A 14,224-nucleotide genomic window follows, 5' to 3' on the forward strand; every position below is an offset into this window, starting at 1 on the left:
CCTGTCGTGAGCGAGCCAGTCGGGAGGGTTCATGCCCCGGATCGGAGAGATTTTCTGGACATTCCTGCGTTTGGGCCTGATCGCCTTCGGCGGGCCCGTGGCGCACCTCGGCTATTTCCGGCGCTGGTTCGTGGAGGAGCGGCGATGGCTGACCGACGACGCCTATGCGCAGTCAGTCGCCCTTTGTCAGATGCTCCCCGGACCGTCGAGCAGTCAGACCGGGTTTGCCATTGGCATCCATCGCGGCGGCCTGGTCGGCGGTATCGCGGCATGGGTGGCATTCACACTGCCATCCGCGCTGATCATGATCGCGATCGGCATGGGCGTCACCACCCTGGATGGATTCGCGGATGCCGGATGGCTGCAGGGCCTCAAACTTGCCGCCGTGGCGGTCGTCGCCAACGCCCTCTACGGAATGGCGCGCCAGCTCTGCCCCGATCCGCCGCGCATCGGCATCGCCGTGGCGGCCACGCTGGGCGCTGGCCTGTTACCGGGCATGGGCGGCCAGGTGGCGATGATCGCCCTGGGCGGGCTGACGGCCATCGCATTCCTCGACGCACCGAAGCAGACCCCCGGCACCCTGCATGTCGGCATCAGCCGCCGACAGGGACTGATCGCCCTCGGCGTGTTCACCGCCGGGCTTCTGGTGCTCATGCTCCCGCTCCCCGGCATGCCGGCCCTCTGGGGTGTACTATACCGCAGCGGCGCACTGGTATTCGGTGGCGGCCATGTCGTCCTGCCGCTGCTTGAGACCGGACTGGTGGCACCCGGAGTCATTGATGGAGACCGCTTCCTCGCCGGCTATGGGGCCGCCCAGGCCATCCCGGGCCCCATCTTCACATTCGGTGGCTATCTGGGCGCCCAGATCATGCCCGGTCACGCTCTATGGGCCGGTCTGCTGGCGATCGTGATGATCTTCCTGCCGGGCATGCTGCTGGTGGTCGGACTCCTGCCATTCTGGAGCGCACTCGGCCGCTTCCAGCGGGTCCGTCAGGCACTGCTTGGCATCAACGCCGCCGTTGTGGGGCTGATTGCAGCGGTTCTCTGGGACCCCATCCTGATCAAGGGAATCGGCGGCCCGATGGACGGCCTCATCGCCCTGCTCGCCCTCGCCGCCCTGGCCCTGCTCCGATTACCGGCCTGGGCCGTGGTCGCGGCATGCGCGCTCGTCGGCGAGCTGATCACGCGTCTGCCCGCGGTGGGCTGAGGCACAAGACCGTCCCATCGCGGCTAGCGCCCCTCGAGGGCGTATCGGAGGACGCGCCGTTTGACCCAGCCGCCATGGTCGGCCAGCTGCATGCCCCAGCCCCGGATCGGCGCGAGAGGCCCGAACGGTGCCGTGAACCCGACGTGAAAGGCGCTCATTGTGGATTGCATGAGCTGGTTATCCGGTCGCCGCGAGCGCTCGTAGGCGGCCAGCAGCGGCGGATGCGCCAGGGGCAACGCCCGACGATGCGCCTCGGCAATCTGCACGGCCAGCGTGCGGGCATCGCGCAGACCGAGGTTCACGCCCTGGCCGGCCAGGGGATGGATGACATGCGCCGAGTCGCCCACAAGCACCACGTTGCCCTGCCAATAGCGACGCGCATGCATCCGGCGGATGGGAAAACTGCCACGGGCATACAGGGTGTCAATAAGTCCAAGCTCGATCGGGAAGGCCGCCTCCACTGCCTGCACGAAGTCCGCCTCGGTCATGGCGAGGAGCTCACGCGCCCGGGCCGGGCGGACATACCAGACCAGCGAGGCATTGCCATTGGCGAGGGGTAACAGTGCCTGCGGGCCCTCGGGCGTGAATCGCTGCCAGGTCTGCCGACCTGCCAGGGGTCGCGGGCGGACGGTGGCCACCACGGCATGCTGCCCGTAATCGCCCTCCCATACGGCTATGCCGGCGGTATCCCGCAGCCGCGAGGCCGCCCCGTCCGCAGCGACGGTCAACGCCGGCTCCAGCTCCCCCTCGCCCTCAAGCGTCAGACGCGGGCCATTGGCGCCCGGCTGGATATCCAGCGCACCCGCCGGGGCATCAAGCTGGACCGCTGACAGCGACGCGGCCGTCTCGAGCAGTGACGCCTGCAGATGGTCGTTCTCAATGAACAGACCCAGCCGGTCCAGCCCCAGTTCATCCGCCGTGAAATGCAGGCGCCCGCCTCCGGCGATATCCCAGGTCATGACCTCATCAAAGTCTGCGAGGCGCTCGCCATCCAGTGCGGGCCAGGCGCCGATGGCCTCCAGATATTCGATGGACCGGCGGTTGAGTGCAGAAACCCGAAGCCGTGGCGGTTCCTCGCCGGCGGGCCGTGCGGGTGGGCGGGACTCCAGCACACGCACCGGAATCCCCCGGCGGCCGAGATCAACGGCCAGCGCCGCACCGACCATTCCACCACCGACCACGAGCACGCGATTGCCTTCCATCCCGGGGACTCCTTCCGTCAATGCCGTGATGGTGCCACAGTGGCCTTCACCGACGCAGGGTCCGGAACGGGGTTTTCTTGTCCATCATCAAAAACGGCGAGCAGGTAACCGCGTAGATCCGCCAGGGTCCCGATGCCCCGCCCCTGAGGCATGACGCCGGATCGGAACCCCAGCCGACGGAACTCCGCCAGCAGCGATTCATCCCGCGCGATGATATGCACCGGCACCTCCCGCGATGCATCGTCGCCGGTAATCAGCGGCGCCGGCTGGTGGTCACCCAGCAGGATGAGCACGCCATCGCCGAGATCCCTCGCGGCCCACTCGCCCGCCGTGCGCAGTGCATAGTCCACGGCGCGGGCGTAGTGTCGCCTCACGCGCTCGCCGTCGCTCCAGACGTTGCCCGGCGAGGGTCCGGCATCCGCCCAGCGGTGGAAGACCGATCCGTCCGTGACGGCGTTCCAGTCGACGATGGGTAGGATCGGCGTCCACGGGGCATGACTGCTGATGAGCGCCAGTTCGGCGAACAGCGGGGCGCGGGCGGGCTCACGTATGGCGGTCTGGAAATAGTGCCATGTGTACTGATCGGGCATCGTGACCCAGTTGAGAGGCGGCCCGGCGTAGTCGATGCGGCCGTGGTCATGGATCTGGTCATAGCCCCACTGCCGTCCGGCCGGCCACGGATCGGTGATAGCCGGCATCAGCGCCGCCGTCTCGTATCCCGCCGCGTCGAAATCGCGGATCAGCGACGGACCCGAGGCATCGAGGAAAAGGTCATAGCGGATCTGATTGCTGATCCACCGACCACTCAGCACGCTGCCATGGGCGAGCCAGGACTGCCCGCCCTGGACCGGGGAACGCAGGGTTGTGGTCACCGCACTCAGGCCCGCGCCCTCCAGGGAAGCGGAGAGATCCTCGAGGGCCGCCCGGCCGGTATCGCGGTAACGCGCATCATGCAGCATGGTCACCCCGTAGGACTCAATAAAAGCCAGGATGACGTCGCGGCCCTCGAGACGGGCCATGGACCGATCGACGGGCTCCCCGGAAACGGCGAGGGCACCGGCAAAGGCCTCACGCTCGCGGGCCGTCCGCTGCATGCGCTCGGCCTGATCGGCGAAGCGAATCACCGCCGGCGAATCCACGGCCAGGCCAATCGGCCAGGCATCTCGATAATGATTCAGCAGAAGGCCCACGCCGACCAATGCCACCCCGAGCAGACTCAGCGGCAGACGGCGCCCCGGCAATGCCAGATGCTGCAGGCCACGGCTCAGTCCGAACATGAGGGCAGTGATGACCAGGGCGCCCGCGCCCAGTGTCAGCCAGGCCAGCAGCCCGCCGATGGCGCCACGCAGCAGATGCTCAACCGAGGCGGCGAGGGGCAGGTCGATGAGCAGATTCATGGGCCGCCCCAGTGCGAGGCCCGTCCCCAGGTCGGAGAGTGCCAGAGCGACCGAGATCAGCAGCAACGCCGCCAGCGGCGGAGCGATCCAGCGGGCCCAACCGGCGGGCAGCATCATGAGCAGGCCGACAATGACCAGCGTCTCGGCAGCCAGCCACGGGTACGGGAACGCCGTGTAGGGCATCCACCATTCCGGGGCCACCAGCAATAGGTTGATCGCCAGTACGATCAGCAGCGCCACGGCAGCCTGTCTCATCAATCGTTCCCCATCAGGTGCCTGCGCCCTCGTCCATATGCAACTTCACCCGCCGGCCACTGTCGACGCACTTCAGGGAATGCGCTCCGAAAGCCATAGAGACCGCCTATGACCCACTCAAGCTGGCATCTCATGCAGCCGGGACTGACAGTGCGCCGACTGGTGCTGATGATGCTGGTATGGGCGACGGCGGCCGCGGGTCTCCATGCTTTCTGGCGGCTACTCGCCCCCGGGGGCATGCAGCCGCTTGAGTGGGCGGTTCTCATGCTGTTCGCCATCACCTTCACCACATCCTGCGTGGCTTTCTGGACCATGATGACGGGCATTCTACTGCGCCTCGCCGGCAGACACCCGGTTACGCTGAGCCGGCACGGGCCGGATGCCGCCGATGCGCCGCCACTGGCCCGTACGGCGCTGGTCATGCCCGCCTACAACGAAGACATGCCCGGTGTGGTGCACTGTCTGACCGCCACCTGGCGCTCTCTCCAGGAGACCGGCGAGAGCGGGTACTTCGACTGCTTTCTGCTCAGCGACAGCAGCGATCCCGACCAGCGGGCCCGGGAACGCGATGCAGTAGCGCGACTGCGCGCCCGCTTTGGCAACGGTCTGCGCCTCTTCTACCGGGCCCGCCCGGACAACACCGGTCGCAAACCCGGCAACATCCGCGATTTCTGCGAGCGCTGGGGAGCCCATTATGAGTATATGATCGTACTCGACGCCGACAGCCGAATGACCGGCGAGACCATCCTCACACTCGTGCGACGCATGCAGGCCAATCCGCAGGCCGGCATACTGCAGACCGTTCCACTACCGGTCGGCCAGCGCACGATCCTGGGCCGGTTCCAGCAGCTGGCGGCCAGTCTGCATGCCCGCCACATCGCCAACGGACTGGCCTTCTGGCAGGGCAACAGCACCAATTACTGGGGGCATAACGCGATTGTCCGCGTTGCCGATTTCCAGGCCTGCTGCGGACTGTCGAAGCTCCCCGGCAAGCCGCCACTGGGCGGCGACATCATGAGCCATGACTATGTCGAGGCGGGGCTGATGCGGCGTCATGGCCGCGGCGTCTATGTGCTGCCGGAGATCGGCGGCAGTTTTGAGGGCATGCCAGGGAATTTCGTGGATGACCTCAAGCGTGAACGTCGCTGGTGCCAGGGAAATCTCCAGCATCTGCGCCTCTTGCGGGGGCGGGGCTGGCGACCGGTCACAAGGCTGAATTTCCTGCTTGGTGGACTGGCCTACGTCAACGCGCCGCTCTGGCTGCTGATGATTGCCGCCGGCGTGCTCGACGCCGTCCTCTCGCCGGATGCCGGCCGCTGGGTGGCTGCCGCGAGCTCGCCGGCGCAACTCCTGATCCCACTGCTCGGGCTCAGTCTCATGGTCCTGTTCGGCCCGCGTCTGCTGGGCATTCTAGTGACCGCGGCAAGCCCGGAGGGCGCCGGGCGTCGAGTGGCCCTGCTGCGCGGCGGCCTGCTGGAGCTTGGCTTCGGCATCCTGCGCTCACCGCTGATGATGGTGCTCTACACCGGATTCATCGTGAGGCTGCTGACTGGACGACCGGCCGGGTGGGACACCGGGGTGCGCGGCCGGCGCCAGATCGATGCGGGTCAGGCGTGGCGACTGGGCTGGCCGATTGCGCTGGCCACCGCTGCCGTGGCCTTACTGGTCGCGACGGCTGCACCCGCGCTGCTGCCCTGGCTCCTGCCGGCACTGGTTGGCCCGTTGCTCTTTCCACTCTTCCTGCAACTGACAAGCCTCACCGCGCCGGGCTGGCTGCCGGCTACACCAGCCGAGGCGCAGGGGCATGTGCCGATGAACCGGCATGCGGTCACCGCCTCACCACGGACCAGCCCATGGCGCGAAGCGCAGACACCGGCGGAACACTTCCGCCCGATGCCGCTCCAGCCACTTTCCTGGCGACCCGACGGTGTCTGATTCCGGAGACCTGACCTACACCCTCCTGATCTGGCTGGAGAACCCGACCGGCCAAGCAATCCGCCCGGCCCCCCTGCCCACGGATCAGCCGATCTAGCCCGCCGCTGCCGCGGTATCGGTCTCAGCGGCTCGCAGTGCGATCTCCGTGGCCTCCTCCACATGCTCGATCCAGTGGAAGGTCATGTCCTCGCGCGCCGATTCGGGGATATCCTCGTAATCCTTGCGGTTGCGAGCCGGCAGCAGCACCGTGTGAATCCCAGCCCGGCGGGCCGCCAGCACCTTCTCCTTGATGCCGCCTACCGGCAGCACCAGTCCGCGCAGCGTAATCTCGCCGGTCATCGCGACATCCTCGCGAATGCAGCGGCCGGTCAGCAGCGACACGAGCGCGCTGTACATCGCCACACCGGCACTCGGGCCATCCTTGGGGATGGCGCCGGCGGGGACATGGACATGCACATCATCCGACTGCAGTGAGCTGATATCGAGATCGAGCTGATCCGCTCGGGCCTTGATCAGGCTGAGGGCCGTCTGTGCGCTTTCCTTCATCACATCGCCAAGCTGACCGGTGAGCACCAGCCGTCCACTGCCCTGGGAGCGATTGGCCTCGATGAAGAGGATATCGCCACCCACCGGCGTCCAGGCCAGGCCGGTGGCCACCCCAGGCACGCTGGTGCGCATCGCCACCTCGCCCTCGAACCGGGGCGCACCGAGGATATCCGCGATATCCCCGGCATCGACGCGAGCCCGCTCAAGGCTGCCGTCTGCGATGCGCACGGCAAAATGACGGGCGACGGCACCCAGCTCGCGCTCGAGCTGACGGCACCCGGCCTCGCGGGTGTACTCGGCGACGATCCGGTGCATGGCCGCGTCGGTGACCTCGAGTTGCTCGGCGGTCAACCCCGCACCCGCGCGCTGACGGTCCAGCAGGTAGCGGCGGGCGATCTCGACCTTCTCCTCCTGGGTGTAACCCGGGATCTCGATCATCTCCATGCGGTCGCGCAGCGGCCCGGGGATCTGGTCGGGCACGTTGGCGGTGGCGATGAAGAAGACCCCCGTCAGGTCGAACGGCACACCCAGGTAGTTATCCTGGAATGTCCCGTTCTGCGCCGGGTCGAGGACCTCCAGCAGCGCCGCCGATGGGTCGCCCTGAATGCCGCCGCCGAGCTTGTCCATCTCATCGAGCATCAGCACCGGGTTGCGCGAACCCGCCTTGTGGATGCTCTGGATGATCTTGCCGGGCAGCGCACCAAGATAGGTCCGGCGATGGCCGCGGATCTCGGCCTCGTCGTGGACGCCACCGAGGCTCGCCCGCATGAAGTCACGCCCGGTTGCCCGGGCAATGCTCTGGCCCAGTGAGGTCTTGCCGACACCCGGTGGACCCACGAAGCAGAGAATCGGGCTGCGCCCCTCGGGATTGAGTTTGCGGACCGCGAGATGCTCCAGGATGCGGCGCTTGACCGGCTCCAGCCCGTAGTGGTCCGCATCCAGTATCTCCCGCGCCCGATCGATGTCGATATCCTCATCCCGCTCCAGCGACCAGGGCAGCTCGAGCAGCCAGTCAAGGTAGGTGCGCAGCATGGAATACTCGCCGGCGCCCTCGGGCATCCGCTCGAGACGCCGCAGCTCCTTGCGGGCCTGCTTGTCCACCTCCTCGGGCATCTGCGCGTCGTCGATGCGCTGCTCCAGTTCGCGGATCTCCTCGCCTTTCTCGTCGCTCTCGCCCAGCTCCTCCTGGATCGAGCGCAACTGCTCGCGGAGCAGCGCCTCACGCTGGCGCTCGGACATTGTCTCATGGGTGCGCTCGCTGATCTTCTGCGACAGCTTGAGGACCTCCACGCGGTAGTCCACCAGCGACAGCACCCGCTCCAGCCGGGTCTCGATGTCGAAGGTCTCCAGCAGTTCCTGGCGCTCCTCGCTGCCCAGATCGAGATAACCGGCCACGGAATCGGCAAGGACGCCCGGCTCCTTAATGCTGGTGAGGGCGCCAGCCAGTTCCTGCGGCGCCTGGGGAAGCAGCTCCAGCGCCTCCAGTGCCTTATCCCGCAGCGCCAGCATCCGTGCATCGATTTCCGGCCCCTCGGGCTGGTACTCGGCGATTCGCTCCACACGCCCGACCAGGAAAGGGTAACCCTCCAGGAATTCGGTGACCCGGAAACGCTCAACCCCCTGGAGCACGAGGTGGTGATGGCCCTCACGGCCATTCACGAAACGCATCACGTTGGCGACCGCGCCGACCGTATGCAGGTCTTCCGCACCGGGATCCTCCACCGCGGCGTCCCGCTGGAGCAGCACGCCCATCGGCTGTTCGTGCTGCACCGCCTGGCGGGCCGCCAGGATCGATTTCGCACGGCCGACCCCGACCGGGACCAGCATATTGGGGAACAGCACCATGTTGCGGACCGGCAGCAGGATCAGCGCATCATCCGGGAGTCTGGGGATGACCAGGCTGCGGGAGGGCTCGACCGCCGGCTCTTGCTCGATCGTTGTCTCGTCGTTCGTCATTCATTCCTCCATGCATTCGGGATATCCCGACGCGTTTCACTCCGAGATGGAGGCATCATGCAGCGGATTCAAGAGACCCTTGTCGATGTGCCATGCTGCGTGGGCATACCGGGAGGATGTCGAGCCATGAATGACTGCGCCATCGTCAACGCCAGCTGGATCATCAATCCGGGCGCCGATACTCCACCGCTGCAGCACGGCAGCCTGATCATCCGCGATGGCTTCATCGCGGAGATCGGGCCGGCGGACGAGGTGGAAACCGATGGCCTGACGCCGATCGACGCCCGTGGCCTCGTGCTCATCCCCGGCCTGATCAACACCCATGACCACTGCCTGGAGTGCCTGACACGGGCACTGCCCGGCGCGCAGGACGCCGGACTCGGCGAATGGCTGCGGATCCACAATCCCATCTGGTCGCGCGCCACCCCAGAGGCACTCCGGAGCGCAACACAAGTCCGCGCCGCGGAACTGCTGCTCAGTGGGTGCACCACCACCATGGATCACAACTACCTCTGGCCGAATGGCTGCTCGGTGGAGGATCAGATCGAGGCAATGCGGGCGATGGGCCTCCGGTTCCACGTCTCCCGCGGCTCGGTCACCATCGGCGCGTCCAGTGGTGGGCTCACGCCGGACGCCGTCGCCGAGAACGAGTCGGAGGTCCTCGCCGACAGTGAGCGGGTGATCCAGCAGTATCACGACCCGACCCCCGGGAGCCTGCTGCAGGTGGTCCTTGCACCGTGCTCGCCCTACTCGGTCAGCGAGGCCTTCATGCGCGACACCGCCGCCCTTGCCCGGCAGTCCGGTGTCCGTCTGCATACCCATCTCGCCGAGGGCCGCGACGAACACGCCTGGTGCCTGGAGAATCTGGGGCAGACACCGCTGGGACACATAGAATCGCTGGGCTGGCTCGCCGACGATGCCTGGTTCGCCCACATGATCACGCTCTCGGCGCCGGAAATCGTCCGGCTCGGGATGAGTGGCGCCGGCGTCGCGCATTGCCCATGCTCGAACATGCGCCTTGGCAATGGCATTGCCCCGATTCGCTCGATGCTGGCCCACGGCGTGCCGGTGGGCATCGGGGTTGATGGCGCGGCATCCAACGACGGCGGCAATCTGCTTGCCGAGACCCGGCAGGCGATGCTGTTGCAGCGCGTCGATCAGGGTGCCGCCGCGATGAGCGCCGGACAGGCACTGGCACTGGCGACAACCGGCGGCGCCGGGGTGCTGGGCCGCTCGGACATCGGCCGGCTGGCGCCCGGCATGGCGGCCGATATCGCCGGCTTTCGGCTCAATGCCCTTGAGATGGCCGGCGGCGCGGTTCACGACCCCCTGGCGGCGCTCGCCCTGTGCCCGCCGGCAAGGGCCGATCTGGTCATGGTGAACGGCATCCAGCGGGTGCGGGACGGTGAACTTCTGGACCATGACCTAGAGGCACTAGTGGCCCGCCATAATGCGCTGTCCCGGGCGCTGGTCAATGACGCCTGAGTCCGCGTCGATGAAGCACACATCGGGGCGTCGATGATATGGTTGCGCTCCAGCCCGATCCCCCATGAGAGGCACGACCACGATGAGCGAGCGCGTAAAGACCGTTCTGCCCGAGAGCGAAATACCGCGGCACTGGTACAACATCAACGCCGACCTGCCCGAGCCCATGGCTCCGGTGCTGCATCCAGGCACTTTCGAGCCGGTAGGCCCGGACGACCTGGCACCGCTTTTCCCCATGGCGGTGATCGAGCAGGAGATGAGCACCGAGCGGGAGATCCAGATCCCTGAGCCGGTTCGCGACGCCTACCGCCAGTGGCGCCCGTCACCGCTCTATCGGGCCCGACGCCTGGAGAAGGCCCTCGGGACCCCGGCACGGATCTACTACAAGTACGAGGGGGTCAGTCCTGCCGGCAGCCACAAGCCGAACACAGCCATCCCCCAGGCCTTCTACAACAAGGCCGAAGGCGTGAAGCGCATCACCACGGAGACCGGTGCCGGTCAGTGGGGCTCATCGCTGGCCCTCGCCGGCGCCATGTTCGACCTCGCCATTGAGGTCTTCATGGTCAAGGTCAGTTTCAACCAGAAACCCTACCGCCGGGCCTTCATGGAGAGCTTCGGTGCCACCTGCATCGCCAGCCCCAGCAACACCACCGAGGCCGGGCGCGCGGTCCTGGCCGATCATCCCGACGCCACCGGCAGCCTGGGTATCGCCATCAGCGAGGCCGTGGAGCTCGCGGCACAGCGGGAGGACACGAAGTACGCGCTGGGTAGCGTGCTCAATCATGTGCTACTGCATCAGACCGTGGCCGGCCTGGAGACCATGCGCCAACTGGAGATGGTCGACGACTATCCCGACAAGGTCATCGGCTGCACCGGTGGCGGCTCCAACTTCGCCGGCATCGCCTTTCCCTTCCTTGGTGAGCGTCTTCGGGGCGGGCCGGCCACTGAATTCATTGCCGTCGAGCCAGCCTCCTGCCCCACCCTGACCAAAGGCAGGTTCGCCTATGACTGGGGCGACACCGGTCATCTCACCCCACTGACGAAGATGCACACGCTTGGCTCGGGCTTCATGCCGCCGGGCTTCCATGCGGGCGGGCTGCGCTATCACGGTATGGCCCCACAGATCAGTCACCTGACCGAACTTGGCTACATCCACCCGCGCGCCTATGGGCAGCTCGAGTGCTTCGCCGCGGGCCTGGAGTTTGCACGCGCGGAGGGGATCATCCCGGCACCGGAAGCCAATCATGCGGTCAAGGCGACGATCGACGAAGCCGTTGCCTGCCGGGAGTCCGGCGAGTCGAAGGCCCTGCTGTTCAACCTCTGTGGCCACGGCCATTTCGACATGCAGGCCTATACGGACTACCTGGCGGGGAACCTCAAGGAAGAGCAGGCGAGCGCCGCGGAGCAGTCCATGGCGCTGTCGGGGCTGCCGGGCGTATAACCGGTCCCGGAGCGGGGGTCGCTGCGCCGTTCAGCGGGGTGCGGCGACTCCCCAGTCTCGGGCCGCGCCCAGCGCGATGCCCACCCAGGCTGGCAGCCCGTCGGCCAGACGATAATGCACCTGAAACCGTTCGCGACGTTCCGACAGCACACCGCAGGCGGTCAACTCGGCCAGGGTCTGGCGAACCTGCGCCGGCTCCTGGCTTAGCGCACCGGCCAGGGTTTCGGACTCCAGCTCGCCGGCCTCATACAGACAGGTCAGCGCCCTGAGCCGGCGCTCATCACTGATAATCCGGTGGAACTCGGCGCCCCGCAGCGTCTCCGTCAGTCGACTTGCCTGTGCACCCATCTCGACTCTCCTGTCTGTCTTTCCCGGAGTATTGACCGGCCGTATTACAGGAGTGTGAATCAGGATTTCGAAGGGGTCAGGGAAGAAATGGCGTCCCCAACGGGATTCGAACCCGTGTCGCCACCTTGAAAGGGTGGTGTCCTAGGCCGGCTAGACGATGGGGACGCTGTCCAAACGACGCAGCGGATAATAGGCAGAACGCAGGGTTCCGTCAAGGTGACGCTGCATCGGATCAAGGGGAAGATTGGTGGAGCCAGGCGGGATCGAACCGCCGACCTCCTGCATGCCATGCAGGCGCTCTCCCAGCTGAGCTATGGCCCCGTTTCCAAAGAATCCGCAGTCTAGGAATTGGCCCCGATGCTGTCAAGGCCAATGCCGCCCCACCGCTGCTCAGGCGTTGCTTTGCGCCTGCCGCATGGCCCACTCAAGGGCCTTGCCGATACGCGACAGCGCCGTCTCGCGGCCAAGGAGCTCAAGCGTGATGTCGATGGGCGGTGAAACCGGTCCACCCGACACCGCGACACGCAGTGGCTGCGCCACCTTGCCCATCTTGAGCTCCTGCTCCTCGGCCACGCCGCTGACCGCCTGATGGATGGCCTCGGCATGCCAGTCCTGCAACGCGGAGAGCGCGTCGACAAGGGCTGCCAGCACGGTGTCGGAGCCCTTGAGATGCTTGCGCGCCGACTTCTCGTCATAGCCCTCGGGCTCGCGGTAGAAGAACCGGCTGTTTTCGGCCATCTCCACCAGCGTCTTACTGCGCTCCGCCTGCGCCTGGACGACCCGCTCGATATCCGGCCCGTCATCGGCGCCCGGGTCGATATCCATTGCCCCCAGATGCCAGGCCAGGTGCCGGGCCACATGCGCCGGCGGCAGCGTCTTCATATAGTGCTGGTTGAGCCAGTCAAGCTTGGAGGGATTCAGGCTTGATGCCGAGTGATTGATATCGGCGATATCGAAGTACTCGATCATCTCATCGAGGCCGAACACCTCCTGGTCGCCATGCGCCCACCCGAGGCGGACCAGATAATTGATGACCGCCTCGGGCAGATAGCCGGCATCGCGATACTCCATGACACTGGCCGCGCCGGCACGCTTGGACAGTTTCTTGCCCGACTCGTCCAGGATCATGGGCACATGCGCATAGACCGGCGGCTCGACGCCAAGCGCCCGGAGGATGTTGCCCTGGCGGGCGCTGTTATTAAGATGATCGTCACCGCGGATCACATGGGTGATGTCCATATCCATGTCATCCACCACCACGACAAAGTTGTAGGTGGGCGAGCCATCCGCCCGGGCGATGATCAGGTCATCGAGCTCGGCGTTGTCGAATACCACCTTGCCCTTGACCTGGTCGTCGACCACCGTATGACCCGCGCGTGGCTGACGAAAGCGGATCACCGGCTCGCCCTCAGCATCCGCCGGCGGCTCGGTCAGATCGCGGCAGCGCCCGTCATAACGGGGCTTCTCCTTTCTCGCCTGCTGGTCGGCACGTAGCGCATCAAGCCGCTCGCGAGAACAGTAGCAGCGGTAGGCGGTGCCCTCCTCCAGCATGCGGTCGATGACTTCGCGATAGCGATCGAAGCGGTGGGTCTGGTAAAGAGGCCCCTCGTCGTAGTCCAGACCCAGCCAGCTCATCCCCTCGAGGATCGCGTTGATCGCCTCAGGCGTCGAGCGCTCCAGGTCCGTGTCTTCGATGCGCAGAACGAAGCGGCCACCATGGCGCCGTGCGTAGAGCCAGCAGAATAGCGCCGTGCGGGCGCCGCCAATATGCAGATAGCCGGTGGGACTCGGCGCGAATCGAGTGGTGACGGTCATGGCAGCCTTCGTTGTCTGAAAACGTGACAGTTTAGCGATTGACGCGGGTAAACGGCCAGCCTGACGCGGCGGGGCCGCGTTGACAGTCATGGGGCGACTTCCTAAACTTCACGCTCGGTTGGGCGGTTAGCTCAGCGGGAGAGCACTGCCTTCACACGGCAGGGGTCGCTGGTTCGATCCCAGCACCGCCCACCAACCTTTTCAATTACTTACGTGCTTCCGCTCCTGGCAACGACAGACAAAAGGTGGAACGCTGGGTGGAATCCGTGCGCGTCTCGAGCTCGCCGGATCACCCTCGCATGCGGGCAGATGCGGACTGGGAGTGCTCTCAAGCATCGCGAAGGTCTATCTGCGAGCCATTACCGGAGAGCTCGAAGAGTCATCAGAGCGTGGACCGAGAGGGATAAACTCACACGCCCAGCTGCGTTCATCCCCAGCTTAGGGGGGTGGGGGTACCCACCTCGACCCAACGACCTCGGGGCGCCCACCCCCACATACGGCGTGCTCGTACATCTCGGACCAGTTCGCCCAAAATGTGTTAGGGCCCTTACAGCCGCTAGTCGGTTACGCACTGGCTGCCATGAGACGGTTAGGTGGCCCTCTACACAGGCTTTTGGTTCGTTTTCCCCCGTCAGGC

General features: G+C 66.2%; 9 protein-coding genes and 3 tRNA genes. 5 read left to right on the forward strand and 7 right to left on the reverse strand.

Features of this window, described 5'->3' with window-relative positions:
• Positions 1-31 precede the first annotated feature (31 nt).
• Positions 32-1,207 (forward strand): chromate efflux transporter, encoded by a 1,176-nt coding sequence (gene chrA / locus V6X63_RS08690; RefSeq protein ID WP_367978651.1) that lies wholly within the window; start codon positions 32-34, stop codon positions 1,205-1,207.
• A gap of 23 nt (positions 1,208-1,230) precedes the next feature.
• Here chrA and V6X63_RS08695 read toward each other — a convergent pair whose 3' ends face one another.
• Both V6X63_RS08695 and V6X63_RS08700 read right to left on the reverse strand, forming a co-directional pair.
• Positions 1,231-2,409, reverse strand: a complete 1,179-nt coding sequence (locus V6X63_RS08695) for an FAD-dependent monooxygenase (RefSeq protein ID WP_367978652.1) — start codon at positions 2,407-2,409, stop codon at positions 1,231-1,233.
• Positions 2,410-2,426: 17 nt separating this feature from the next.
• Positions 2,427-4,061, reverse strand: a complete 1,635-nt coding sequence (locus V6X63_RS08700; protein WP_367978653.1) for a hypothetical protein — start codon at positions 4,059-4,061, stop codon at positions 2,427-2,429.
• A 108-nt stretch (positions 4,062-4,169) separates the two neighbouring features.
• Between V6X63_RS08700 and mdoH the strand changes: the two genes are divergently transcribed.
• Complete coding sequence (gene mdoH / locus V6X63_RS08705) at positions 4,170-5,996, forward strand: glucans biosynthesis glucosyltransferase MdoH (protein ID WP_367978654.1); 1,827 nt, start codon at positions 4,170-4,172, stop codon at positions 5,994-5,996.
• 93 nt (positions 5,997-6,089) lie between these two features.
• On the opposite strand, the gene lon is transcribed toward mdoH, so the two are convergent.
• Positions 6,090-8,498, reverse strand: coding sequence for an endopeptidase La (lon, locus tag V6X63_RS08710; RefSeq protein WP_367978655.1), 2,409 nt, complete (start codon positions 8,496-8,498; stop codon positions 6,090-6,092).
• A 126-nt stretch (positions 8,499-8,624) separates the two neighbouring features.
• On the opposite strand from lon, the gene V6X63_RS08715 reads away from it, so the two are divergent.
• Both V6X63_RS08715 and V6X63_RS08720 read left to right on the forward strand, forming a co-directional pair.
• Positions 8,625-9,983 carry an 8-oxoguanine deaminase gene (locus V6X63_RS08715; RefSeq protein WP_367978656.1) on the forward strand — a complete coding sequence of 453 codons (1,359 nt, stop codon included), beginning with the start codon at positions 8,625-8,627 and terminating at the stop codon, positions 9,981-9,983.
• Between the two features lie 82 nt (positions 9,984-10,065).
• Complete coding sequence (locus V6X63_RS08720) at positions 10,066-11,424, forward strand: TrpB-like pyridoxal phosphate-dependent enzyme (protein ID WP_367978657.1); 1,359 nt, start codon at positions 10,066-10,068, stop codon at positions 11,422-11,424.
• A gap of 30 nt (positions 11,425-11,454) precedes the next feature.
• Here the strand turns inward: V6X63_RS08720 and V6X63_RS08725 are convergent, their stop codons facing one another.
• From V6X63_RS08725 to gltX, 4 genes are all read right to left on the reverse strand, one after another.
• Positions 11,455-11,772, reverse strand: a complete 318-nt coding sequence (locus V6X63_RS08725) for a hypothetical protein (protein ID WP_367966251.1) — start codon at positions 11,770-11,772, stop codon at positions 11,455-11,457.
• An 88-nt stretch (positions 11,773-11,860) separates the two neighbouring features.
• Positions 11,861-11,937 (reverse strand) — tRNA-Glu (locus V6X63_RS08730).
• An 80-nt stretch (positions 11,938-12,017) separates the two neighbouring features.
• A tRNA-Ala gene (locus V6X63_RS08735) sits at positions 12,018-12,093 on the reverse strand.
• A gap of 69 nt (positions 12,094-12,162) precedes the next feature.
• A complete protein-coding gene (gene gltX, locus V6X63_RS08740; protein ID WP_367978658.1) occupies positions 12,163-13,587 on the reverse strand; it encodes a glutamate--tRNA ligase in 1,425 nt (474 codons plus the stop codon).
• Positions 13,588-13,707: 120 nt separating this feature from the next.
• On the opposite strand from gltX, the gene V6X63_RS08745 reads away from it, so the two are divergent.
• A tRNA-Val gene (locus V6X63_RS08745) sits at positions 13,708-13,782 on the forward strand.
• Positions 13,783-14,224 lie beyond the last annotated feature (442 nt).

The organism is Spiribacter onubensis, from assembly GCF_040838425.1.
Taxonomy (GTDB): Bacteria; Pseudomonadota; Gammaproteobacteria; order Nitrococcales; family Nitrococcaceae; genus Spiribacter; species Spiribacter onubensis.

Bases quoted from the DNA above. Each gene is read 5' to 3' on its own strand.
- chrA (WP_367978651.1), top strand. From the start codon at position 32: ATGCCCCGGATCGGAGAGATTTTCTGGACATTCCTGCGTTTGGGCCTG.
- V6X63_RS08695 (WP_367978652.1), bottom strand. From the start codon at position 2,409: ATGGAAGGCAATCGCGTGCTCGTGGTCGGTGGTGGAATGGTCGGTGCG.
- V6X63_RS08700 (WP_367978653.1), bottom strand. From the start codon at position 4,061: ATGAGACAGGCTGCCGTGGCGCTGCTGATCGTACTGGCGATCAACCTA.
- mdoH (WP_367978654.1), top strand. From the start codon at position 4,170: ATGACCCACTCAAGCTGGCATCTCATGCAGCCGGGACTGACAGTGCGC.
- lon (WP_367978655.1), bottom strand. From the start codon at position 8,498: ATGACGAACGACGAGACAACGATCGAGCAAGAGCCGGCGGTCGAGCCC.
- V6X63_RS08715 (WP_367978656.1), top strand. From the start codon at position 8,625: ATGAATGACTGCGCCATCGTCAACGCCAGCTGGATCATCAATCCGGGC.
- V6X63_RS08720 (WP_367978657.1), top strand. From the start codon at position 10,066: ATGAGCGAGCGCGTAAAGACCGTTCTGCCCGAGAGCGAAATACCGCGG.
- V6X63_RS08725 (WP_367966251.1), bottom strand. From the start codon at position 11,772: ATGGGTGCACAGGCAAGTCGACTGACGGAGACGCTGCGGGGCGCCGAG.
- gltX (WP_367978658.1), bottom strand. From the start codon at position 13,587: ATGACCGTCACCACTCGATTCGCGCCGAGTCCCACCGGCTATCTGCAT.